Genomic DNA, 23,807 nt, shown 5'->3' with positions numbered 1-23,807 from the left:
TTTTCAAGGACAACGAATGCCCGACGCAGTCATCTGCGAACCGTTGCGCACACCCGTCGGCCGCTTCGGCGGCGTGCTCAAAGACGTTCCGCCGCAACAACTCGCCACCACCGTGATCGAAGAACTGGTGCGCCGCACCGGCATCGACGGCGCCTCGATCGACGACGTGATCCTCGGCCAGGCCTCGCCCAACGGCGAAGCCCCCGCCATCGGACGAATCGCCGCCCTCGACGCGGGCCTCGGGATCGACGTCCCCGGCATGCAGGTCGACCGGCGCTGCGGCTCCGGACTCCAGGCGATCATCCAGGCGTGCCTGCAAGTCGCCACCGGCGGCAGCGATCTCGTGCTCGCGGGCGGCGTCGAATCCATGAGCCAGACCGAGTTCTACGCGACCGGAATGCGGTGGGGCATCAAGGGCGACGGCGTCGCGCTGGCCGACCGCCTCGCCAGGGCCCGGGTCACCGCGGGCGGCCGCGACTTCCCCGTGCCGGGCGGCATGATCGAGACCGCGGAGAACCTGCGCGCCGAGTACGCGATCAGCCGAGCGGATCAGGACGCACTGGCCGTACTTTCCCACCAGCGCGCCGTGGCCGCCCAGCGCGCGGGACGATTCGCCGACGAGATCGTCGGAGTCTCTGTTCCGCAACGCCGCTCGGCACCCGTCCTTGTCGACGCCGACGAGCACCCGCGCGCCGACACCACCGTCGAGGCGCTGTCCGCACTGCGGCCGATCCGTTCCTCGATCGATCCCGAATCAACGGTCACCGCAGGCAATTCCAGCGGCCAGAACGACGGCGCGGCCCTCTGCCTGGTCACCACCCCGGAGCAGGCCCGCAGACTCGGCCTGCGCCCAATCGCCCGCCTGCTCTCCTGGGCCGCGGCGGGCGTAGCCCCACGCACCATGGGAATCGGCCCGGTTCCGGCAACCGAGCGCGCCCTCGCCCGCGCGGAACTCACTCTCGCCGACATGGACGTCATCGAACTGAACGAGGCCTTCGCGGCCCAAGTCCTCGCCGTCCTCCACCACTGGAACCTCGACCCCACCGACCCGCGCCTCAACCCAAACGGCTCCGGCATCTCCCTCGGCCACCCCGTCGGCGCCACCGGCGCCCGCATCCTCGCCACCCTCCTGCGCGAAATGGACCGCCGCGAAGCACGATACGGCCTGGAGACGATGTGCATCGGCGGCGGTCAAGGCCTCGCCGCGGTCTTCGAACGCATGTCCTGATCCCGACCTACGACGTCCCGGTCGACCCACTTCGACGCGCACGCGCGTGATATCCCCATCTCCACGCCGACGTGGGTGATCGGCCGGGTTCTCCAGCCGATCACCCACCGCTGCCGGGCGCGTTCCTATGTCACCGCCGGGACTCTTTCGCATCCAAGGTTGAACGATGGTACAAATAGTACGTACGTTCAATTAGATTTGAGGGTGAGATGGACACAGAACCGTCGTCACGTGCCGGCGGGCGGCAGTGGGCCGGCCTAGCGGTGTTGGCGTTGCCGACCGTCCTGTTGGGACTCGATGTCACGGCGCTCTACCTCGTGGTCCCGAGCCTGACCGCGGACCTGCATCCCACCGCGACAGAGACGCTGTGGATCATGGACGCCTACGGATTCCTCATCGCCGGGTTCCTGATCACGATGGGAACGCTGGGCGACCGGATCGGGCGCCGGCGCCTGCTGATGATCGGCATGACCGCGTTCGGCGCGGTGTCGGTGTTCGCGGCATTCGCCCCCAGCGCCTTCTGGCTGATCGTGGCGCGGGCACTGCTCGGCGTGGCCGGGGCGACGCTGATGCCATCCACCCTGTCCCTGGTCAGCAACATGTTCACCGATGCCAGGCAGCGAGCTTTGGCGATCGGCGTGTGGGCCACGATGTTCGCCCTCGGCATGGCCGCGGGACCGGTTGTCGGCGGGATCCTCGTTGCTCATTTCTGGTGGGGCGCAGCGTTTTTGATCGCGGTACCGATCAGCGTCGCAGTGCTGGTCGTGGCACCGGCGTTACTGCCGGAGTATCGGAGCGATGCTTCACGGCTCGACCTGCGGAGCGTCGCTCTGTCGCTGGCGGCGATGCTTCCGATCGTCTACGCGATCAAGCACGTGGCCACACACGGCATCGGTGCCCAGGCCTTGGCAGCCGTCCTGCTCGGTGGCGGTTCGACGGTCGCCTTCATCCATCGCCAACTGCGCTTGCGAGAGCCGCTGCTGGACATCAGGCTTTTCAACAGCCGGGCCTTTTCCGCCGCCTCGACAGTCTTGCTGATCGGCCTTGTCGGCTTCGGCGGGATGATGTATCTGGTCACGCAGTACCTGCAGCTCGTCGAGGGCCTCTCGCCACTGGCGGCCGGGCTGTGGATGGGACCACCGGCGCTGGCCATGCTGATCGGCGGGATCGGTGCCCCTTTGATCGCCGGTCGCATTCCGCCGGGCACGGTAATGGCCGGCACCTTGGCCTTGTCACTGATCGGATACGCCTTGCTCGCCTTCGCCGACACCGACAGCAAGCCGAATGTGGTCGCCGGCTTCGCGTTCCTCTATCTCGGCCTGGGTGTCATCGCCGCACTCGGCACCGACATCGTCGTGAGTGCGGCGCCGTCAGAGAGATCCGGGTCGGCCGCGGCGCTGTCGGAGACCGTGCAAGAGTTGGGAATCGCGGCCGGGGTGGCGCTGCTGGGAAGCCTCACGACGGCGATCTACCGGACCGCGGTCGAGGTCCCATCGGGGCTACCCCGATCCGTGGCCGAGTCGTACAGCGACACCCTCTCCGGCGCGGTCTCCGTGACGGACCAGCTGCCCATAGCGGCTCTCCACCAAGCGCAGGACGCGTTCACCGCCGGACTCAACACCGCCGCGATCGCCGCGGGTCTCGCCATCGCCGGCGCATCGATCGCTTGCTTCCGGACGCTGTGCCACATCCGCCCGATCGGCGCCGCCACCGCCGAGGCGGAGCCGATAGCCTCGACTCCCGGCAGCGGCGAAGATCGGCGAGAGGACCACGGTGGTTGAACACGACACTGGCGATGGCCGCAAACTGCGCGGCCAACGTCGCCGAGCCCAGATCATCGAGGCAACACTCACGATCGTTCACCGCGACGGCGCCGCCGGCGTGACCCACCGAACCGTCGCCAAAGAGGCAGGCATCACCACCAGCCTGACCCTCTACTACTTCGCCACCCTGGACGACCTGCTGGTGGCAGCCCTGACCAGCGTCACAGACGCCTACACGCACCGCATCCGCCAACTCGTCGACACCGCGGACGACCCGCTGGACGGGCTCGCCAGGATCATCGCCGAATCCGCGGGCCCCGGGCGGGAGCGCGCACTCGCCGAACGTGAACTCGCGACCCTGGCGGCTCGCCGACCCGCCCTACGCCCCGCAGCGCGACGCTGGCGTGACAGTGTCGCGGAACTCGCCCGGACACGAACCACCGATCCCGACACCATCGAAGCCTTCGTCGCACTGTGCGACGGACTGTGTACAGCCATCCTCCTCGACGACCACGAAGCCGACCCGGACCACATCCGCGCAGTCCTCAGTGGCGCGCTACTGCGCCCCAGCCCATAGCCCGGATCGGGTCGACATTTCCCAGTCGCGCAACAGTCGGCGTTCGATGTAATCCATTGGTGCCTCCCGCACGGATTTCCGTCGCACCGCTCGAGTCCATCAATCGGCTGCGCGGTTGGCGGGTAGTGTCGTCTTCTCCTGTTCCAATCCGCGCATGGACGGCGCGATCCAAGTCATTCGCTGCGCGTACACGGCCTGCTTATAACCTTTCCGTATGTCTTCGAGGGAAGTCGCCGGGTCGTCCGCATCCAATAGCAGACTGTCCAGGTCATAAAACGCGTTTCGGTTCGCCTGCCATTTCGTTTCGAAGCCCCCGACGATATTGAGCGTGGACAGCAAGGCGGCGACGGTCGCGCAGATCGCCGCGAGGTCAGCCTGAGGCGGGTCCGGAATCTGGATCGCCAGCGCGGCAGCAGCACTCAGGACGGCCGCACCGATGAGACTCACATGGTGCGCCACAGACCACCCGGCTGACCCGCGCCGAAACTTGTTTCGCGCCAGGCGGACTCGTTCGAGCAGGGGCTCCCTGGCCGACCCGGACGCAGATCCACCAGTGCTGCTTTGCGTTGTCATGGCACCATCTTCTCGCGAAACCTGTTGCGGAAGAGGGCGAGCACAGCCGCCAGGTTCGATTCAGCTGCCGCTACCGCTGCCACCACTGGATCCCCCGAGACCACCACGCTCCGTGGTGGTTGTCGGGGGTTTGGTCGCCGTCGGCTGTTGCGGGAGCGTCGTACGCGGTGACTGGGTGGCGGACGGTGCGGGCCGGGGCGCGGTCGTGGTGACCGACGTCGGCGGCTTGGGCGCTTTACGCGGTTGGGTGGAGCCACATCCCGTGGCGAGCAGTGAGGCTGCCACCGCGGCAGGCAGCGCGTACGCCACTCGCCGCGACATGCGCCGTCCGCCGGCACGAACGTTCCCAGATGGATTGCCCCGCACAGTCTTCCCCCCCTTGTTACCGATCGAGCGAACCGATCTTAACAACAGGCGAGGCCAGAGCGAGAAGTAGGTGAACGTCGCTGGCTGTGCCCGCCACACGAAGCGGGCCGGGCGGCAACACGACTCGTGGCGTTCACCGCGACGGCCCCGCGCGGCGGTAGAGGACGCATGCCACAGCGCCCTCTACGCCGAGGTCACAGATCGCCGGCGATTATGTTCTCGATATTGCGTTCCGCCAGAGCGGTAATGGTGACGAAGGGATTGACACTGGTATTGCCCGGAATCAGCGAACCGTCGATGACGTAGAGCCCGGTGTAGCCGGGGAGGCGACCGTAGTTGTCGGTCGCCTCGTTGAGCACACAACCACCCAGCGGGTGATAGGTGAAGTCGTCCCCCCAGGTCTTGTAGACGCCGAAGAGGTCGGTCCGGTAGATCGTCCCCTCCTTCCGATTGATCTTGTCGAAGATGCGCTTGGCGGCGTCGATGGCGTACTGGTTATGGGAGGTCTGCCAGCTCAAATCGACCTTGCCGGTACCGGAGTTGAAAGTGAACTGGGCGCGAGCGGGGTTCTTGGTGATCGCCAGGTACAGGCTGACGTAGGTCTCCAGCCCCGCGGGGAACGGCGCGACCTCGGCGAAGGCCGGGCCACCCGAATCCGCCCAATTGTCGATACCCAGGCAAGGCATGCTGGATTGCAGTACGCCCGTGCCGTCCCACATGTGGTTGGCGCGGCCCACCATCACATTGCCGTTGTTGCCCCACTTCTTGCCGACGGCATCGGGCAGGTCCGGCAGTTTGCCCTGCGCCTTCATGGCGACCAACAGCTTCGAGGTGCCGATACTGCCCGCCGCGAAGAACACCTTCTGCGCCACAACGGTTTTGGTCGCCACCGCGGCGCCGCTGGTGTCGATCTCTTTCATCTCCACCCGATAGCCGCCCTCCGTGGGCGATACGGCGGTAACGGTGTGCATGGGCGTGATACGCACCTTGCCGGTCCCGGTGGCCGCGGCCAGATACGTCTTGTCCAGCGACCGCTTGCCGTGGTTGTTGCCGTAGATGACCTCACCGGCCAGTGCCGACCGGGTGACCTGCTCGGCCTGCTCCTTCTTCATGTACTCGAAGTCGTAGACGTTCGGCACGAAAGTCCAGCCGAAGCCGGAGCGTTCCGCGTGTTTGCGCCCCACGCGGGCGAATTGGTAACACTCCGCGCTCTCGAACCAGTTTCGGTCGATATTGTTCACACCCAGACCGGTATTGGCGCGCGGGTAGTAGACGTTGTACATCTCGTCGGCGTTCACCGAAGGCAGGATGGCCGCGAAGTTCTCCCGCTTGGGTGTCACCGCCATACCGCCGTTGACCAACGAGCCACCTCCGACGCCGCGGCCCTGATACACGCGAATCCCGCTGAACTGTTCGGAATCCAGGACGCCCGTGTATCTTTCGATGTCCTTGTTGTAACTGCTGCCCGCGAAGTAGCCGACCGGCTGATCGGTGCGGTCGCGCAGCCAGTAGGACCGCCCGTCGGGTTTCAGCACGGGACAGAAGATCTTGCCGTCGGAGCCGGGCGTCGTCCACGACCTGCCCATCTCCACCACGGTCACCTCCACGCCCGCCTGCGCGAGCCGCAGTGCGGCGACCGCTCCCCCGTATCCGCTGCCGATGACGAGCGCGGACACCTTCTCGCCATCCGCCAGCGGCGCCGCGGTCGCCCGCGCCATGGACCTCCCGACTAGCGCGGCACCAACGGTGATACCCGTTGCCGCTAGGAATCCGCGCCTGCTCACCCCCCGCCCGGACCGGCTACCAACAGGAATTTCATGGGTGCGAACAGACATCGCAGGCTCCTCGTCGAGTCATGGATTGGAACCTGTTATAGAGGTGTGAAACGCGGCCGCGCGGTATTTTCCGGGCAAGCAGGAAAACTTTCGATCTTGGGCCGATGGGAGAAGTGTGAACAGAATGTTCACCGCTGGCGCCGCGGTTTTCGACGTCCTCGACCGAACGCTCACCCGAGGGCCGTTTCGGTCCCTACGACGCCACCGGCGATTTCACTCGAGTAGTCATCGCGGGACAGCGGCACAAGAAATCTCGGCGACATCCCGCAAACGCTGCCGAGGCACATCCAACCGACTCAGCTGGATCAACCCCTGGGAAACCAGCACGATGTGGGAGCTGAGCGCCGCTAACTCCTTCTCGTCCAGCACCTTTCGCGGAATATCGGCGCGCAGCCGGTCGGCGACGTGGCTCTCCATCCGCGCGGTCGTCCGATCGGCGATGGCGATGACCTCCGGAACCCGGTGCCCGAGTTGGCCGATGCTGTTGAGCATCAGGCATCCGCGCCGGTTGGGGTGAGCGAGGCAGTCCGCGATCACCGCGTCGAAGAACGCGCGCACCGCGGCCTGCGGCGACCCCGAGTCGGCACACAGCACCTCGTGCACGAACGCGGCCCGCCGCTCGCAGTATCGACCGAAAGCCGCGAGGAACAAACCCATTTTGCTGCCATAGGCGGCGTAGATACTTCCGTTGCCGACACCGGAAGCACCCGATACCCCCTCGACCGAGGTGCTGTCGAAACCGTCGGTCCAGAACAGTTCGATGGCGGCATCGAGCAACGCCGACTCGTCGAACTGCCGCGGACGCCCCATTCTTCCACGCTAGCAACGCCCGGCATTCGCCTCCGTCGCGGGCATGACGTCCGGCACACGGTGGCCGTTCGGCTTGGTTGTGGAGGCGCGATTCCACAATGATTGCCCAATGGATTCCACAGCAGGTACCTCATCGCGGCGGCGCATCGGCATCCTGGTCTTCGACGGGGTGAAAATGCTCGATTTCGCGGGCCCGGCCGAGGTGTTCGTCGAGGCAAACCAGTCACTCCCCGCCTACGACGTAGTGCTGGTCTCCGCCGACGGCAACGACGTGCAGACCTCCATCGGCGCGCGAGTCGCCGTGACCTGCGCGGCGGCGGACGCGGGCCGCTTCGACACCGTGGTCATCCCCGGCAGCGAGCTGCCCGCCGCCCAGTTCGTGACGCCGGAAGTACTGCGGGCCACCCGTCACCTCGCCGAGCACACGCGCCGCCTCGCCTCCATCTGTAGCGGGGCCGCCATCCTCGCCCACCTCGGCCTCCTCGACGGCAGGCGCGCGACGACGCACTGGAAGTTCACCAAAGACCTCGGCCGCCAATTCCCCGCGGTCCAAGTGGATTCCGACGCGATCTTCGTGCGCGACGGGCACATCTACAGTTCCGCGGGTGTCGCCGCGGGCATCGACCTCGCGCTGGCGCTGGTAGAGGAGGACCACGGCGCGGCGGTCGCGCGGCGGGTCGCCCAGTCGTTGCTGGTGTACATGCAGCGGGCCGGTGGGCAGTCACAGTTCTCGGCGGCGCTGAGCGGACCTGTCCCGCGCAGCCCGCTCATTCGCGCGGTCGCCAACCTGATCTGCGCCGATCCCGCCCAGCCGTACACGGTGAAAACGCTCGCGTCGCACGCCAGGGTGAGTCCACGGCACCTGACCCGATTGTTCCGCGCCGAGCTGGAGAGCACGCCCGCGGAGTACGTCGCCTTCGTCCGATTCGGTTACGCCAGAGACAAACTCGACGCGGGCTACAGCGTCACCGAAGCCGCGATGGCCGCCGGATACGGCAGCGCCGAGGCGATGCGCCGCGCCTTCATCGCCCGACTCGGCGTCTCGCCGCGCAAGTATCAGCAGCGCTTCCGTTCCACGGCGTACGCGAAGGGCCGCTGATCTTGGTTCTGCGGTTTGCCGTCCGGTGTCCCAAAACGGGCGGATACTTGGCTCAACGGTTGGGGCGCGTGTGCGCCCGGTTCACGAAAACTGGAGGCCCCACTCAACAACGACGCCGAAAGGTAGGGACCATGGCAGGAAATCCCCTCGGTCTATCGCTCGAGCCAGCCGCGCAGGAGTTCGTGGACGCGACCTCCGAGCCGCCGTTCCTGTACCAGCTTCCGCCGGAAGAGGGCCGCAAAGCGGTCGACGGCGTACAGGACAGTCCGATCTTCAAGCCGGAGATCGATGAGGAATGGATCACCGTCGAGGGCGGGCCCACCGGCTCGGTCCGGGTGCGCATCGTCAAGCCGGTCGGCGCGGCGGGACCGCTGCCCGTCATCCTCTACACGCACGGCGCGGGCTGGGTCTTCGGTGACGCGCACACCCACGATCGGCTCGTGCGCGATCTGGCGATCGGCGCGAACGCCGCCGTGGTGTTCCCCGAGTACGACCGCTCGCCGGACGTGCGCTACCCGGTGGCGAACGAGCAGTCCTACCGGGTCGCCCAGTGGGTCACCACCGAGGGCGGCACCAAGGGCCTGGATTCCGCGCGCATCGCCATCGCGGGCGACTCCGTCGGCGGCAACATGGCCATCGCGTTGACGCTGATGGCAAAGGAGCGCGGCGACGTCTCCTTCGTACAGCAGGTGCTGTTCTACCCGGTCACCGACGCGAACTTCGACACCGGCTCGTACCGTGACTTCGCCGAGGGCTACTTCCTGAGCCGGGACGGCATGCGGTGGTTCTGGGACCAGTACACGACCAGCGAAGAGGACAGGGCGCAGATCACCGCGTCGCCCTTGCGCGCGACGACCGAGCAGCTCGCCGGACTCCCGCCCGCCCTGGTCATCACCGCCGAGGCCGACGTGCTGCGCGACGAGGGCGAGGCCTTCGCGGCCAACCTCCGGCGCGCGGGCGTGCCCGTGACGCAGACCCGCTACGGCGGGATCGTGCACGACTTCGTGATGGTCAACTCGTTGCACGACACCCACGCCGCCAAGGCCGCGATCGCCCAAGCCGTCGCGGCGCTGTCCACGGCACTGCACGACTGAGTGCTTCGCCTGATCAGCCGTCCGCCGCGGCCGCGGACTTCGCGGCCGCGGCGGCTCACCGGTCAGGGAGAAAGTCGCCGAACTCGTCAAGAAATTCCGGTACCGGGTCGACGCCCACGCTGTGGTGCACGAGGCGGCCGTCGACGAACAGGCCCAGCGTGGGGAAAGCCCGGACCCCGTACCGCTCGGCCAGTTCCGGCTGCTCCTCCACGTTCACCGTGACGACGACGAGCCGATCGGCGAGTTCGTCGGCGAGTTGGCGCAGCGTCGGTGCGGCCCTGCGGCAGGGGGCGCAATAGGGGGCGGAGAAGGCGACGAGCACCGGCTTGCTGGAGTCGAGCACGGTCGTGGCGAAGGTTTCGGTGGAGACGGTGTTCGGGACCTTCATCGCTTCTCTCCTCGACGCTGCGCTCAGCTATCGCATTGCCGGGTGCTGACCGGGCAAACGTCCGAATTCGCTGCCGGCAACCGTGTCCTTGGCGAGGCTTGGCGCGCCCTCCTCACCTCTTGACCGACCGACGGTCGGTCGGTAGCGTCGAATGCAGGGAGGTGCACCGTGCGACAGGTGAAGAAGCCCGAAGTCCGCAAAGCCGAGATCGTCGACGCGGCCGTGCGCAGTTTCGTGGAGCGCGGCTACGACCAGACCACCGTCGAATCCATCACCGGCGGGCTCGGCGTCGCGAAAGGCTGCTTCTACCACTACTTCAGCTCCAAGGAGCAGGTGTTCGCCGCCGCCGTCGACACCATCGCGCAGCGGCTGTGCGCGACCTATCTCGCTATCCTGCAAGACGATTCGCGATCGCCCAGCGCGCGGCTGCTCAGCTACGTCGACCACAGCTACGCGCTCACCGAACGCAACGAAGCGCCCGGCCTGCTGGCCACGCTGCACGGGGATCGCTTCCGCGACATGCACCATCGGATCGTGGATAGCGTGGCGAACGAACTACGCCCCGCCCTGTGCACCCTGCTGACAGCGGGTGCGACCCAGCGCGAATTCCGCGTTACCGACCCGGAATTCACCGCGATCGCCCTGCTCGGCGCACTGCGGGAACTGCACGAGGTCTACGCCGAGCGCCCGGACCTGGACCTGCGCGCGCATCGCGCCACGCTCGTGGATCTCCTCGAGCGCATGCTCGGCACGAAGCTCCCGCATTCCGATCGGCACGCGTAGGAACGATGAAAACCGTTGCGATAACCTTCGATTCGTCGGGCACCGAATGCGCGGGCGCCCTGTACACCGAGACGGACACCGCTGGCCGCCCCTGCGTCGTCCTGTGCACGGGTTTCAGCGGCACCCAGGACACCCCGTCGGTCGTCACGGCCGCCCAGACCTTCGCCGCCGCGGGCATGACGGCGTTGACCTTCGACTACCGCGGCTTCGGCGCGAGCGCGGGTCGACCGCGTCAGGTCGTCGACATCGAGGACCAGTTGGCCGACATTCGCGCCGCGGTCCGCTTCGCCCGCGAGCATCCACTGGTCGATCCCGATCGAATCGTGTTGTGGGGCACCTCGCTCGGCGGCGGCCATGTCGTGACGGTCGCCGCCGACGACGAGCGCATCGCGGCGGTACTGGCGCAGGTGCCCTTCAACGGATTTCCGCGCCGAGCCGAAGGACGTTCCACCAGAGCCACTTTCGCGCTGCTGCGCGTGATGGTCGTGGACTGGTTGCGCGGCGTCTTCGGCCTCTCGCCGCACTACATTCCCGCTGTCGGCCGCCCAGGCGAACTCGCTGTCATGACCGGCCCGCAAGCACAGGCCACCATCGACGCGATGCGCAGCGACACCTGGCGCAACAGCGTGGCGCCGCGCGGCCTGCTCCAGATGATGCGTTACAAACCAGGCGATCACGCGCCGCGGCTCCGCATGCCGCTCTTGGTCTCCATCGCGGAAGGCGACCGCGAGACCCTCGCCGAGAACACCGTCGAACTCGCCGAGCGCGCGCCCCGGGGCGAGCTGCGCACCTACCCGTTCAGCCACTTCGAGGTGTATCGCGCCGACAACCGCGAGAAGGTCCTCGCAGACCAGATCGACTTTCTCCGCCGAGCACTTCCCGAAGTCTGATCACGCCCCCTTCCGTACGGTGTAAGAATCACCTAGGGTGACGACTGGATGACAGTCCGATGAAGGGAGTGCGCGTGTCGGTCGCCGCCGCGGTCAAGAAGCAGGTCCAGGAACTCGGCGGGGGATTCATGTTCTCCCGGGAGGCGAAGGAATTCGCACGCAGTACCGGGGTCGACGGGTTCTTCGGCCCGTACGTCCGCGGCAGGGGCGGTGTGCTCGGCGACGTCGACGCCGACGTGGTGACCGCCGCCTTCGGATTCTTCCCCGCCCATTCGATCCGCAAGGCCTGGGAGTCGGTGCCGATGCCCGCCGCCAAGGCCGCCGACGGCTACGCCGCCGCCTGTCAGGATTTCGGCCGCCGCAAACTCGCCGATTTCGACCAGGCCGAACGCCTCGCCCAACTGCTGGAAGTCGTTGTCGCCGCGGCCGATCCGGCCGGCCTGCCCCTCTTCGCGGGCTGGCGCGCCTTGCCACTTCCCGCCGACGCCCCCGCCCGCGTCGCGCAACTCGCACACGTCCTGCGCGAACTCCGCGGCGGCCTGCACCTCCTCGCCGTGCGCACCAGCGGCCTCACTCCGCTGCAAGCCGTCCTCGTCTCGGGCTCCCCCTTCAACAACGGCCCCAACCAGGCCCGCTGGTACGGCTGGCCCGAACCCTTCGAAGAGATCACCCCCACCATCCAAGACCGCTGGCAACGCGCCGAAGCGCTCACCGACACCCTCATCGCCCCCGCCTTCGCCGTCCTCGACGAGGCCGCGGGCGCCGAACTGACCGCCTTGCTCACCGCCGCCCACACCACCGTCTTCACCCGCTGACCCACGAGCGGCAGCCTCGGTCGCCCTCTCGCGTTCCTCCGGCAGGTCCACACCGAGCAAGCGGCGGCGCCGAGCTTGTTCCAGAACTCGCGGGGTCCACTTGGTGCCGCGCGGCCCAGCGCCCCTGATTCGGCGTCGACTCCTTCGCGCGAAACGCCCGGTCAGGGGCGAATCACCCCGATGGCCCGTTCACCTCCACCGGGGCATCGAGTCCCGGTAATCTTCTCCGAGCGTGTCGTTGATCGTCTGTGCAGTTAGCCGTGTTGGGATGTGCGGGTGAGTTCCAGCTGTCCGGGCAGCCGCTGACGTTCGCGCTGGTCGCTGCCGATTCGCTCGACGACCGGGCAAGCCCGCCGGGATCACCGAGCGAATCCAGGCCAATGGCCGCGGGCTTGCCGTAGCGACCGAAATCGGCGTCGGACCTTCCCGCCCGACAAGTTCATGCTCCACACCTCGTTGTGCCCGGCCATACCGACCGACCCGAACCAACCGACGAGCCCACGAAATTCGCACCGTCCCGCCGTGATCCGGCCCGTAGCGCGGGCCGACGCCACAACTTGAGCATTGTCGAGAAAGAGGGATACCCGTGAATCTCGAGACCACCATCTCCGCCGCACTATGCGCCCTCGGCCTTGCCATCCTCCCCGCCGTTCCGGCGCAAGCCGACGACCCCGTCGTCGTCGGCCCGGGAACCTCGATCGGAGTGTGCACCATCGCCTCCGTCGGCACGGACAAGCACGGCAACCTCGTCGCGCTGACCGCCGGGCACTGCATGCGGGTCCCGAACCAGCGCGTGAGCGTCGGCGGTCGAGACGTGGGTTACTTCGCGGCGTGGTCCAGCAAGTGGCCTTCGGAACTCTTTCGGGAGGACGCCCAGCTCGACTACGCGGTGATCCAGCTCGATCCCAAGGTCGTCAAGCCCACCAACCTGACCCCGGCGGGTCGGCGCGTCGACCGCATCACCCCCTATCCCGATCCCAGTCAGCTGCTGTGCAAGTACGGCCAGGTCACCGAGCACACCTGCGGCAACATGCTCGAACGCGACGGCAACGCGGTACGGTCCTGGCAGCTCGTCTTTCCGGGCGATTCCGGTGGTCCGGCCTACGCGGGCTCCGGGCTGGTGGGCATCGCCTCCTCGATCAACCTGATGCGTATCTGGGCGCCCATTCAGTTCACCGGAATCAGCGGCGTGCTGGCGGATCTCGCGGCCCAGGGTGGCGTCGGCGCCGGCTTCAAGCCGATCGGTTAGGACAGCTGCTCGTTCGTCAACCTGGCGTTCCGATCCCAGGCGGGCAGACGACCCGCTCCGGGTTCGCTCGCAAGTATTTGAGGCCCTGTTTCATGTAGACGCGGGGGTTGGTGTCGAGGTGCTCGGCCCACAACGGTCTGGGGTCGCCGCGCATCACGCTCCAGCAGGCAAGCGCGTACCCGAACATCGGCTGTGACAGATAGCCCAGCCGCTGGGATCGCCAGCCGTGGCGACTCTGGGCGAACTGGAACGCCGCATTGGCGTTGAAGACGCCGAGCCCCAGGTACACGGTGACCAGATCGGTGAGCTGCTCGCCATCGTGCCGATCGGGCGCGATGCGGTCCTCACCGAGAAGACGTTCGTGCGCCAGCTCATGGGCGACCGTCGCCACCAACGCGACCGGCGAGCGCATCTGGGACATCGAGAGCGACACCACCGCGCGGCCGCGCTCCAGACGGTAGTGTCCCGCCTCCCCGTGCGAAGAACCCTCCAGAAACGCGACGTCCTCCGGCAACACATCGCCGTCCGTGTCGATCTCTACGACGACGCGATCCCGACGGACACCCATGTACCCGCTCACGCGCTCGACCAAGGAACGGACCTCCGGCTCGGTGCCGGAGTACGCGTCGGGAAAGAAGTCCGAAGTCGGCAGGATCACCGGCGTTCGCAGCGTCCTGTGCCCGAATTGCGTTGCGCACCAGCTCAACATCTCCTCGACCCACAGCCGCTCGATCTCCCCCACCGGGCACCTCGGCTTGAAAAATCCCATGCGGCATTATCTCTGGCTGCTCGATCCACCGCGCGACTGCGCTATCGCGCACCCGACGCCGAACGAATCCCGAATAGAAGGCGTTCGCTGGAACGCACACGCGATCTCTGCTGCACCGGTGAATTTCGGGCGGATCCGTCGTCACAGCCTCTGGATATACCGAACGAGATGATCATGGGCTGCCCCCGCGGCGCCCGGTCCCATGCTCGCCACCGTCGCGGCCCTGACCGACCTGCGCGTTGGCACCTGGGTGTACGCCTCTCCGCTACGCCCGGCCTGGCTGACGGCGTGGGAAGCGCACTCGGCGCCGACTTCGCCGACCGATGCGCTCCGGTCGTCGCCGAGCTCGCCGGAAGGTAGCCAGGACCGTGGGATTGTCCGAGCCCTGCAGTTCCGTGACCGTCTTGTCCGCAAACTCCGATCAATCGCGGAACGGTGTCGGTTGCGCGACGGATCGGTGGAGATACCGCCCGTTGCCGTCTCGGCCGACGCGTAGCTGCCACATGCTGGCGGACAGAGGTCGGCCCTGCTGCACCCCAGCGAAGGGAGAGACACGGTGGCATTGGGACGTCGTCGGATGCTGATCGGCTTCGCCGGTGCGGGTGGCCTCGCACTGACCGGATGCGGGCGGTTGGAACCCGCGCCTCCCAAACCCGCCACAATCCGGATCGATCCGCCACCCGGCGCGCACGACGTCGATGCGCGCAGCCCCGGCACGGTCACGGTCACCGACGGGACGCTGCGGTCGGTCGAATGGATCGATGAAACGGGCAGATCACTACCCGGTGCACCGGCGCCCGATCATCGAACCTGGACCAGCGCCGAACCACTCGGTTACGGACACACCTACACCGTGAAAGCCGTCGCGCACGGCGAAACAGGCGACGTCACCGCGACGGCGACCTGCGCCACGGTGCGACCGCAACAGCTCATCGACGTCTCGCTGCGCTCCGCCAATCTCGTCGAGCTGACCGAAAACGACATTTACGGAGTGGGTTTCGTGCTCGTCGCCCATTTCGACGAACCCGTCGACCGGGCCGCCGCGGAACGCCACTTGAAGGTCACCACACAGCCCGCCGTCACCGGCGCCTGGTACTGGCTCGACGATCACAACGCACACTGGCGGCCGGAGCACTATCACGCGCCGGGAACCCAGATCACGGTCGAAGCCGACCTCTTCGGACGCGCGCTCGGCGAGGGCCGCTACGGCCTGCGCGACCAACGGGTTTCCGTGAACATCGGCCCCGCGCACGTCGCGATCGCCGACGACGACACCAAACACATCGAGGTCTTCGACAACGGGAACCTGGTGCGCACCATGCCCACATCGATGGGCAAGGGCGGCACCATAGCTGTCGGAGGCAAATATCTGTCGTTCTGGACCCGCCCCGGCATCTACACCGTGCTGGACCGGAACAACCCGGTGATCATGGACTCCGCCACCTACGGCCTGCCCACCAACTCCGGCGGCTACCGCACGAGCATCGACCACGCGGTCCGCATCAGCCACGACGGAATCTTCGTCCACGCACTGGCCTCGAGCATGTGGGCCCAAGGCAACACCAACGTCTCACACGGCTGCCTGAACCTCTCCCCCGACGATGCCGCATGGTTCTACGACTTCGTCATCCCCGGCGACGTCGTCGAGGTCCGCAACACCGGCGGTGACCCCCTCGACATCTGGCAGAACGGCGATTGGAGCGTCCCCTGGCCCGACTGGCTTCGCGGCGGCACCCCCGCCTGACACGAAAAGGCAGCTCACCGAATTCCGCGTGAGGCCGGTGCGGGGCCGGCATGCAGACGCCGATCACCGGGCCGCACCGGACGCCGAATCGGGTGTTCGGTTGTGCCGGTGAATTCTGACGTCGTTCGCCGGTGAATTTGGTTGTCGTTCAATGGCGGATCGGTCCGATCCGATCGGTGAATTCTGACGTCACCAGGTCGCTGAGGCGACTGTCCCGGATTCCGGGCTGCTGTCAGTGGGCGGCAGAGATACAAGGGGCCGCTGATGTCGGTAGGTCCGATCGGTGACGGCGTGACGGCGTGACGACGCACACACCCAGAGTTATACCAAGAATCACGACAGAGGGTGTCGTGATTTGTTGGGAGCCTTGATTTGGCGGCCATCGGACAGCGCGATCGGTCAGTTCACGAAGGAGCGTTCGAGTGGGTTCTCAGGTCAATCCATGTATCACGTTCAATGGGAACGCGCGGGAGGCGATGGAGTTCTACCAGCAGGTCTTCGGCGGCGCGCTGGAGGTTTCAACGGTCGCGGACTTCGGCTCACCGGATTCGCCGAGTGCTGACAAGGTCATGCACTCTCGTCTGGATACTTCCGCCGGCTACACGTTGATGGCATGGGACTTTCCGGATGAAAGACCCGGCCACCCGTCCTATCGGCCGGGCAACAACGTTGCGATCTTCCTTGGTGGCGACGACGGAGAGCTCCACGACTACTTCGAGAAGTTGTCTGTCAGTGGCACCGTCACGCTGCCTCTTGAAACGCAGGTATGGGGAGATGAGGCAGGCTCGCTCGTGGACAAATTCGGGATCAGCTGGATGTTCAACATCACCGCCCGGCACCAATGACCGACTCCCGTCGCCTCTCTGATCGGTGACCGGCTCGCCCCAGCCCAGCGTCGTCCTCAGCAGGGCCATTTCTGGATGTTGACCTGGGAACTATCGGTGAATACCGACATCACCCAGCAGCGGCAGCCTTGGCTTGGGCAGTGCGGGCGAGACAGTAGGAGTCGGTGCCGGTCTCGATGATGTGACCGCCGAAGGTGAGTCGGTCGACGATCGCGGCGCAAAGCCTGGGGTCGGTGAAGGTCTTGGTCCAGCCGGAGAACGACTCGTTGGAGGCGATCGCGACGGAGTTCTTCTCCTCGCGTTCGGTCAGGACCTGAAACAGCAATTCCGCGCCGCGGCGGTCGAGTTCCATGTAGCCGGGCTCATCGATACAAAGCAGATCGACGCGACCGTAGCGAGCGATCGTCTTGGTCAGCTGCTTGTCATCGGCGGCCTCGACAAGCTCGTTGACCAGCTTCGTGGCCAGCGTGTATTCGACCCGGTGACCCTGCATGGCGGCTTCGGTGCCCAACGCGATGAGCAAGTGGGATTTGTCGATGCCGGAGTCACCGATCAGGCAGAGCGGGAACCCTTCTTGATACATTCGCCGTTGGCCAAGGTGTGGATCGTGGCGGGGTCGACGACGTTGGGGTTGGCCTCGAAATCGAACGCGCGCAACGACTTGTCTCGCGGGAACCCCGCGGCGCCCATACGTCGTACGCTGCGTCGGCGGGCGCGGTCGTCGCATTCGACGAGTAGGAGTTCGGCCAGGCATGCCCGGTAGGTCATCTGCTCGCGTGTGGGGCCCTCGGCGATCTCGTTGAACTGGGCTCGGATGGTGGGGAGTCGTAGCATTCGGCAGGCTTGGTCGACGGCGGCGTCGGCGGCTTGATCGGTCATGCCGTGGCGGCGTGGTGCGGCGATGCTCATGCTGTAGTGCTCCCTTTCGTCGAGGATGGAGTTCGGACAAGCAACTGGTCATAGGCCCGCGACCGAGGGCAACGGCCGCCTCGTTCGGCCACGCAGAGTTCGTTGCGGCTTGCACTGTGCGCCAGCCGACCCCGTACTTCGTCTGTAACGCCCGACCCGACATCCCCGCTCGTGCGTCGCGCCGGATCGCGGCGTAGGAACTCGACCTTCGTCTGGCGAGGCAACGGCGACTCCCTCCAACGCGTCTGTATGGGCGAAGCACACGCATCCTTGCACCGCAACCAAGATCACGACAGCAGCGGGCAGCGGGCAGCGGGCAGCGGGCAGCGGGCAGCGGGCAGCGGGTGATGGTGCACGAGCCGCGCCCGGATGCGGGTAGCCCCCAGTACGCGTGCCACGCGCCCGGATGCGGGTAGCTCCCGGGCGCGCGGCATCGGCAGTAGCTATTTCGCGGTCGAGGCAGGGTTTCCCGGACGCGCGATGCCGGTAGCCGCTATTTCGCGGGTAGCGCGGGCTGTGCCGGGTCCTTGCAGGAGGGCAGTTCGGGTGGGCAGGGGGCGAGGATGGTGGAGAAGTACTGGATGGCGGAGAACAGGGTGATGGGTCCGCCGGCCAGGACGACTCCGGCCATCGTTCCGACCGCGCCGAGGGTGGCCATGCCGAGGACGCAGCCTGCGACGGTGGCGCCGACGAAGGGCAGCAGCAGTGCGATGACGGGGCTGGAGACGACAGCTCCGGCGGCGCCGCCGACCAGGCAGCCGATTCCGGCGCCGATGACCGCACCGAGCACGGCGCTGACCGCGGCACCGATGGCGGCGCGTTGGGCGAACACACCCAGTGCCTGGGCATCACGGGGTGTGAAGGATTCGGCGACCTGGGTGGCGGCTCGTTCGACGGTCACGATGTCGGAGGCGGCCACGGGTGTGACCGGTTTCCCATGATCACCCGAGGGTGTCAGGGTCGCGGTCGCACCGTCGATGCTGGCGGTGATGGGGTAGGCGATGTCGTCGACGCGGTAGGTCAGCGGGATCGCCGCGACCGGCTTGTCGCTGGGATCGAACAGCACGAGCTGCTGATCGTCGTGGCGCAGCGTGCCACCGCTGATCGCCACGACAGCGGAGTCCCCGCGGCGGGTGACTTCGTAGTGCACGCCACCGGATTCCTCACCGGCCGCGGGTGCGGCCTGCGCGGTCGCCGCTGCGACCACTACGGCAGTGGCGGCCAGCGCCGCGGTCATAGCCGTTGTTCTCATCTTCATGGGTTCCTCATCTTCATTGGTGAGTTGGGCAGCGCCCTTGTGACCGCCGCCCGCTGGGGATTCAGTGCGTGCTGTGTGCCCTGCGAGCGAGGACAGACCGTTCGATCAGTCCGCGGGGGCAGCCTGGGTGCGGCTGAGGTCGTTCACGAATCCCTCGGCGTCAGGCCAGTGTCCGAACCCTGATGCCGGATTCAGGTGCCTGACGGGACCGAGATCGACCAGTCGGGCACCCCAGGCCTCCGCCATTCCGGCGACCCGCCGGAAAGAGGCGAGGGCGTCGTTGGTACTGGCGGCCACGATGCTGGGGAACGGCAGGCGCTGCCGCGGAATCGTGTTCCAGCCGTGGCGTTCGAGTTCTCCGCGGGAGGGAAACCCTTCGGGCAGGGGCAGTTCGAAGTCCGGCGGGGTGGCCAGCAGCGCACCCAGGATCGGGCGGGTGGGTTGCTGGGCCCAATGAACGGTGGTCAGGACCCCCGCGCTGTGGGCGACTAGGACGACCGGGCCCGCGATGGCGCTCACGGTGGCACCCAGTGCGGCCGTTCGTGCCTCTCGACTGAGCGGAGCATGGGCGGGCGGCTCGACGATCCGGGCCTTGGGCAGCCGCTGAGCCAGCAGGTATTGCCAATGGTCGACGGTGGTGGGTGCAAGGCCGGGCACGAGGACCACGGTCGGGTCGACGGTAGTGTTCACGGTTGTTCCTCGGAGGAGTTCAGCGAGAATCTGCGGCGCCGAGTGCGGCAACCCTGGCTCGTCCTGCCGGGTACAACCGCTGGCCGAGCAGCAGTGCGGCGATGGCGCCGAAGTAGACAACGGGCGACAGTCTCAGGGCAGACTCCAGGCCGATGTCGTCGGCCAGGGCGCCGATCACCATCGGGCCCAGTGCGATTCCGAGAACGTTGTTGGCCAGAATGCCGATGCCGAATGCGGAGGCACGCACGCTCGAGTGGGCCAGGTCGGCGACCAGCGCGGACATCGGTCCGGTGGCGCCTGCGCTGACGAGGGCCCCGGCTCCGAGCAGTACGAACTGTAGCGTTCCGGACGCGCCACCGAATCCCGCGAACAACAGGACTCCCGACACCGTGCAGTAGATGGCCGCGATGAGCCACTTACGGGCTGGGCGATCACGGCTGAGACGATCGGTGAGGCCGCCGAAGACGATCATGCCGATGCTCATGAGCACGATGAACAGCGCCGCGGTCGCCCCCGCCTTGTCCGGGGCCATACCGTGGGAACGGTTGAAGAAGCTGGGTAGCCAGAGCATGAGGGCGGCGCTGACGAACATCAGTAGCCCGCTGCCCACGTAGGCGCACAGCAGCGCCGGGTTGGTGGCCAGCGTCGACAGCGGCGCGCGGTAGGTATCCGTTGCGGCTTGCTCGGCGACGGCCTCGTCGGCCTGGTGGCGAGCGAGTCCGGCTTCGGTGACCAGAACCCGAAGCAGCGCCACCAGGAGCAGGCCGAGAACCGCCATCGAGGTGAATGCCCAGCGCCAGCTCATGTGGACGGCGATGATGCCGCCGAGGGCGACGCCGACGACCGAGCCGAAGGTGGCACCGGACAGGAAGGCGCCGCTGATGGTGGCCCGCAGGCGTGGTCCGAAGACGGTGAGGATGACAGCCAGTCCGACACTGCTGTATGCCGCCTCACCGACGCCGAGGAGGAAGCGGGCGCCGAGCATCTGTCCGTAGTTGGCGGCCAAGGCGCACAACAGTGTTGCCGCGCTCCAGATCACCGCCATCGTGACGAGGCTCTTGATGCGTCCCCATCGATCCGCCAGCAGCGAGATCGGGAAAGCCAGCACGCCGACTGTCAGGGCGACGATGCTGTTGAGCGAGGCGAGTTTCGAATCCGACAGTGCCCATTCGTCCTTCAGAAACGGGAAGACCGCGCTGAGGACCTGCCGGGACATGTAGTCCGATAGGAGTAAGCCGAAGATCAGGGCGAAGACGAGCCACGGGTAGCCGCGGGTTCGTGTACGCGTCGTTCCCTCCATGGTCGTCGAAGGGGCGATCGCGGTGTTGCGCAGGCCCATGGGCGCTCCTATGGCCGAGTGAAGCTGGGGGCGCGGACTTCGGGCGTCCGCGCCCCCTGGGTTGGAACAGGTTGGTGATCGGTCAGGCGTGGTGCAGGAAACCGACCTGTCCCGGCTTGCGGTTCGGCGGGAAGCCGATCTTGGCCAGCGCCTCGTCGGTGCCGCCGTAGATCTCGTCGAGCTTGTAGATGTCGCGGGATTCCTTACAGGTGGCGACCTCTCGGCCGAGTTCGTCGGCGATGCGCACCATCTGCTCGACCTGCTCGACCGAGGTGCGGCGCTCGCCCTTGCGGCCCCACAGGTTGTCCTCGATGCCGACCCGGACGTGCTGGCCCAGCGCGATCGCGATCGTGCACATCGGGGTGACATTGCGCATGATCGACTCGATTGTCAGCACCGCACCATCCGGTGTGCGGCGAATGAACTCGATCAGGTCGGCCGGATGCATTCCCGCGGCGCCGCCGCCGATGGCGACGTAGTTCAGCACGAGGGGTCCGGTGTAGTGGCCACGCCGAATCAACCGCTCGACCGTCTCGAGTTGCGTCAGATTGCCGAGCATGAAGTGCGGCTGGATACCCGCCTCCGTGAGCCGGCGCAGGTGTTCGAGGTAGAACTCGGGCCCGGCTTCTACCACCATGTCCCGATAGGCCCGGTAGTAAGCGGGGTTCTGCAGCGAGGTGCCTGCGATGTCGTCGTCGGTCAACAACTCCATGATGTTCATTTGCGAGGTGTTGATGGCAATGGTCACCTGGTCCGGCTTGGGATCGAGCTCGGCGAGCAGGTGCCGGGTGTCGTACGACAGCCACTTCGCCGCGTCGCCGTCACTGGGCGGCGCGAAGGAGATCGAGCCGCCGACCTGCAGGATCATCTCCGGGACGGCCTCGCGCAGCCGGGCGAGCATCTCGTTGAACATCTCGAGCCGCTTGGAGCCGTGGCCGTCCTCCTCGCGCACATGCACATGCAGCACCTGGGCGCCCGCGTTGTAGCAGTCGACGGCCTTCTGGATCTGGGCGTCCATCGTCACCGGGATGTCATCGGAGTCCCCGGGCAGGAACTCCGGCCCGTACGGGGCGACCTGGATGACGAGCTTGTCCTGGGTTTCCGGAAGCAGCGAATCGTCGAGGTAGTGCATCATTCAGTCCTTTCAGTTGTGGTGATCGGCAGGGCAATCGGCCTACGCCTGCGTGCGGCGCTCGAATGCTTCGAGTTCTTCGGCCAGAATCGGCGCACCGAGGTTGCAGGCGTGGATTCCGAGCACGCTGACCATTTGGAGAACGGTCAGGATCTCGTCGCGGCTGACACCGATTTCGAGCGCGGCCCGGATATGGCGGCGAACGCCCGGTGAGTACATGTGGGTGCAAGCCGCATCGATGGCGATACTGAGCAGCTCCACGAACTGCGGCGGGAACACGCCGCGCCGGATCGGTGTAGTCCCCATCGCCATGAATTGCTCGGTCCACTCCGGATCCCACTCGGACAGCTGGTCCCACAGCGGGTTCCAGGTGCCGAGCTCACGCATCCGATCGATGACCGGGGTCGGGACTGCCTGGTCCGGGCTGGTGTTCTGAACGGTCATGACATGGCTCCCTCGCGGTCTCGGTCATACCCGGTGGGCGCTGTATGTGTCGCCGCACTCATCCGGTATGGGGTGACGCCGATCACGCTACGAGAAGGGGGGCTGATATTCTTCACCAGATGGGACACAAAATTTGACAATTTGGGGCAGCAGATGGCGCAGTATCAAGTCCGCAAAGCCGTGCTCAACGGGTACGTGGACCTCATGTTGACGTTGGGGCACGATCCGTCATCGCTGATGCGCGAAGCGGGAATCGGTGCCGCGACGATTGCCAGGGAGGGATGGTTGCCGGTCGAGCCGGTGGATCGTTTGTTCGAGATGTCTGCCGCCGTGACCGGCCATGATGATTTCGGATTACTGCTGGCGGCCGCCCGAGGGATGTCCAACCTCGGCCCGGTGGCATTGGCCGCTCGCGAGGAACCGGACGTCCGCGGCGCTTTGGGCATCATGATGCGGCATATCAGCCTGCACAACGAGGGATTGCGCAACCGGCTGATCGAAGAGAACGGGCTGGTCACAGCCGAGGTCGGTCCTGCGCCGAACTTCACTCTCGGGCGGCAGAGCACGGAGATCGCGGTCGCGGCGACATGCCGAATACTGCGCGAGTTACTACACGACGACTGGCAGCCGCTGACGGTGTGCTTCGTCCACGACGCTCCGGCCGATCTCGACGCACACCACCGCGCTCTCGGCCCGCACGTCGAATTCGGCCGCCGATTCAACGGAGTCGTCTTCTACTCGCGTGAACTCGACGCACCCAACGCGATGTCCGATCCGCTGCTGCGGCCCTACGCGCGTCAATACCTCGAATCGCTGCTGCCCCGCGAAGACACCACCACGATCGATCAGGTCCGAGGCATGATCGAGTCGCTATTGCCCACCGGGCGCTGCTCGAGCACCTATGTCGCGCGCAGTCTCGGGATGGATCGGCGCACACTGCACCGTCACTTGACCGAATCCGGGGAGAGTTTCACCTCGCTGGTGGAGGCTGCGCGAATCGAACTCGCTCAACGCTATGTCGTCCACCGAGACAGGCCGCTGACCGAGATCGCCGAGGACCTCGGCTTCGCCGCCCTCAGCTCCTTCTCTCGCTGGTTCAAAGATCGCTTCGGATGCAGCCCGAAATCCTGGACTCCGGCGCATGAACCCCGCGCCCGCCGGCCGGTGAAAATCCCGAGGAGGCACCACCGGCCGACTGACGAGTAAC

The 23,807-nt window shown here is 66.6% G+C and carries 22 protein-coding genes and 1 pseudogene; 12 read left to right on the top strand and 11 right to left on the bottom strand.

What is annotated here, in order from left to right; genetic code table 11:
- The first annotated feature begins 16 nt into the window (after positions 1 to 16).
- The 3 genes from T333_RS20675 (at position 17) to T333_RS20665 (ending at position 3,568) form a co-directional block, all read left to right on the top strand.
- A complete protein-coding gene (locus T333_RS20675; protein ID WP_496425522.1) occupies positions 17 to 1,228 on the top strand; it encodes an acetyl-CoA C-acetyltransferase in 1,212 nt (403 codons plus the stop codon).
- Between the two features lie 209 nt (positions 1,229 to 1,437).
- A complete protein-coding gene (locus T333_RS20670) occupies positions 1,438 to 3,009 on the top strand; it encodes an MFS transporter (protein ID WP_357256356.1) in 1,572 nt (523 codons plus the stop codon).
- A gap of 100 nt (positions 3,010 to 3,109) precedes the next feature.
- Positions 3,110 to 3,568 (top strand): TetR/AcrR family transcriptional regulator, encoded by a 459-nt coding sequence (locus tag T333_RS20665; RefSeq protein WP_355003036.1) that lies wholly within the window; start codon positions 3,110 to 3,112, stop codon positions 3,566 to 3,568.
- A 99-nt stretch (positions 3,569 to 3,667) separates the two neighbouring features.
- Here T333_RS20665 and T333_RS20660 read toward each other — a convergent pair whose 3' ends face one another.
- The 3 genes from T333_RS20660 to T333_RS20650 all read right to left on the bottom strand — a co-directional run bounded on the left by T333_RS20660 (position 3,668) and on the right by T333_RS20650 (position 7,152).
- Entirely contained in the window at positions 3,668 to 4,015 is a 348-nt protein-coding gene (locus T333_RS20660) for an NAD(P) transhydrogenase subunit alpha part 2 (protein ID WP_355003037.1), read from the bottom strand.
- A gap of 686 nt (positions 4,016 to 4,701) precedes the next feature.
- Positions 4,702 to 6,225 (bottom strand): GMC oxidoreductase, encoded by a 1,524-nt coding sequence (locus T333_RS20655; protein WP_496425521.1) that lies wholly within the window; start codon positions 6,223 to 6,225, stop codon positions 4,702 to 4,704.
- A 342-nt stretch (positions 6,226 to 6,567) separates the two neighbouring features.
- Complete coding sequence (locus T333_RS20650; protein ID WP_496425520.1) at positions 6,568 to 7,152, bottom strand: TetR/AcrR family transcriptional regulator; 585 nt, start codon at positions 7,150 to 7,152, stop codon at positions 6,568 to 6,570.
- Positions 7,153 to 7,261: 109 nt separating this feature from the next.
- Between T333_RS20650 and T333_RS20645 the strand changes: the two genes are divergently transcribed.
- On the top strand, positions 7,262 to 8,251 hold the full coding sequence (locus T333_RS20645; RefSeq protein ID WP_496425519.1) for a GlxA family transcriptional regulator: 990 nt from the start codon (positions 7,262 to 7,264) through the stop codon (positions 8,249 to 8,251).
- A gap of 131 nt (positions 8,252 to 8,382) precedes the next feature.
- Complete coding sequence (locus tag T333_RS20640) at positions 8,383 to 9,345, top strand: alpha/beta hydrolase (protein WP_355003041.1); 963 nt, start codon at positions 8,383 to 8,385, stop codon at positions 9,343 to 9,345.
- A gap of 55 nt (positions 9,346 to 9,400) precedes the next feature.
- Here the strand turns inward: T333_RS20640 and T333_RS20635 are convergent, their stop codons facing one another.
- A complete protein-coding gene (locus T333_RS20635) occupies positions 9,401 to 9,733 on the bottom strand; it encodes a thioredoxin family protein (RefSeq protein ID WP_496425518.1) in 333 nt (110 codons plus the stop codon).
- A gap of 177 nt (positions 9,734 to 9,910) precedes the next feature.
- Here T333_RS20635 and T333_RS20630 point away from each other — a divergent pair, with 177 nt between their 5' ends.
- From T333_RS20630 to T333_RS20615, 4 genes are all read left to right on the top strand, one after another.
- Positions 9,911 to 10,516 (top strand): TetR/AcrR family transcriptional regulator, encoded by a 606-nt coding sequence (locus T333_RS20630; protein ID WP_496425517.1) that lies wholly within the window; start codon positions 9,911 to 9,913, stop codon positions 10,514 to 10,516.
- Between the two features lie 5 nt (positions 10,517 to 10,521).
- Positions 10,522 to 11,406: an alpha/beta hydrolase gene (locus tag T333_RS20625; RefSeq protein WP_496425516.1), complete on the top strand. Its 885-nt coding sequence runs from the start codon at positions 10,522 to 10,524 to the stop codon at positions 11,404 to 11,406.
- 74 nt (positions 11,407 to 11,480) lie between these two features.
- Positions 11,481 to 12,221 (top strand): SCO6745 family protein, encoded by a 741-nt coding sequence (locus T333_RS20620; protein ID WP_496425771.1) that lies wholly within the window; start codon positions 11,481 to 11,483, stop codon positions 12,219 to 12,221.
- A gap of 586 nt (positions 12,222 to 12,807) precedes the next feature.
- Positions 12,808 to 13,470 carry a trypsin-like serine protease gene (locus T333_RS20615; protein ID WP_355003046.1) on the top strand — a complete coding sequence of 221 codons (663 nt, stop codon included), beginning with the start codon at positions 12,808 to 12,810 and terminating at the stop codon, positions 13,468 to 13,470.
- 16 nt (positions 13,471 to 13,486) lie between these two features.
- Here T333_RS20615 and T333_RS20610 read toward each other — a convergent pair whose 3' ends face one another.
- Positions 13,487 to 14,212, bottom strand: a complete 726-nt coding sequence (locus T333_RS20610; protein WP_496425515.1) for a hypothetical protein — start codon at positions 14,210 to 14,212, stop codon at positions 13,487 to 13,489.
- A 583-nt stretch (positions 14,213 to 14,795) separates the two neighbouring features.
- On the opposite strand from T333_RS20610, the gene T333_RS20605 reads away from it, so the two are divergent.
- Both T333_RS20605 and T333_RS20600 read left to right on the top strand, forming a co-directional pair.
- Positions 14,796 to 15,983: a L,D-transpeptidase gene (locus tag T333_RS20605; RefSeq protein ID WP_496425514.1), complete on the top strand. Its 1,188-nt coding sequence runs from the start codon at positions 14,796 to 14,798 to the stop codon at positions 15,981 to 15,983.
- Positions 15,984 to 16,405: 422 nt separating this feature from the next.
- Entirely contained in the window at positions 16,406 to 16,828 is a 423-nt protein-coding gene (locus T333_RS20600) for a VOC family protein (RefSeq protein WP_357256344.1), read from the top strand.
- 109 nt (positions 16,829 to 16,937) lie between these two features.
- Here the strand turns inward: T333_RS20600 and istB are convergent.
- The 6 genes and pseudogenes from istB to T333_RS20570 form a co-directional block, all read right to left on the bottom strand.
- A pseudogene (gene istB / locus T333_RS20595) lies at positions 16,938 to 17,737 on the bottom strand (IS21-like element helper ATPase IstB).
- Between the two features lie 493 nt (positions 17,738 to 18,230).
- Positions 18,231 to 18,995 carry a DUF8020 domain-containing protein gene (locus T333_RS20590; RefSeq protein WP_496425513.1) on the bottom strand — a complete coding sequence of 255 codons (765 nt, stop codon included), beginning with the start codon at positions 18,993 to 18,995 and terminating at the stop codon, positions 18,231 to 18,233.
- A 105-nt stretch (positions 18,996 to 19,100) separates the two neighbouring features.
- Positions 19,101 to 19,685 carry an RBBP9/YdeN family alpha/beta hydrolase gene (locus T333_RS20585; RefSeq protein ID WP_496425512.1) on the bottom strand — a complete coding sequence of 195 codons (585 nt, stop codon included), beginning with the start codon at positions 19,683 to 19,685 and terminating at the stop codon, positions 19,101 to 19,103.
- A 19-nt stretch (positions 19,686 to 19,704) separates the two neighbouring features.
- Positions 19,705 to 21,024: an MFS transporter gene (locus T333_RS20580; RefSeq protein ID WP_496425511.1), complete on the bottom strand. Its 1,320-nt coding sequence runs from the start codon at positions 21,022 to 21,024 to the stop codon at positions 19,705 to 19,707.
- A gap of 82 nt (positions 21,025 to 21,106) precedes the next feature.
- Positions 21,107 to 22,156, bottom strand: a complete 1,050-nt coding sequence (locus T333_RS20575; RefSeq protein ID WP_357256341.1) for a beta-keto acid cleavage family enzyme — start codon at positions 22,154 to 22,156, stop codon at positions 21,107 to 21,109.
- Positions 22,157 to 22,198: 42 nt separating this feature from the next.
- Positions 22,199 to 22,600, bottom strand: a complete 402-nt coding sequence (locus T333_RS20570) for a carboxymuconolactone decarboxylase family protein (protein ID WP_357256340.1) — start codon at positions 22,598 to 22,600, stop codon at positions 22,199 to 22,201.
- Positions 22,601 to 22,672: 72 nt separating this feature from the next.
- Between T333_RS20570 and T333_RS20565 the strand changes: the two genes are divergently transcribed.
- Positions 22,673 to 23,806, top strand: coding sequence for an AraC family transcriptional regulator (locus tag T333_RS20565; protein ID WP_357256339.1), 1,134 nt, complete (start codon positions 22,673 to 22,675; stop codon positions 23,804 to 23,806).
- Position 23,807 lies beyond the last annotated feature (1 nt).

It is taken from the genome of Nocardia sp. CNS-044 (assembly GCF_059570515.1).
Note: the sequence above shows the minus strand (reverse complement) of the source record. Positions and strands in the feature narration are given on the sequence as shown.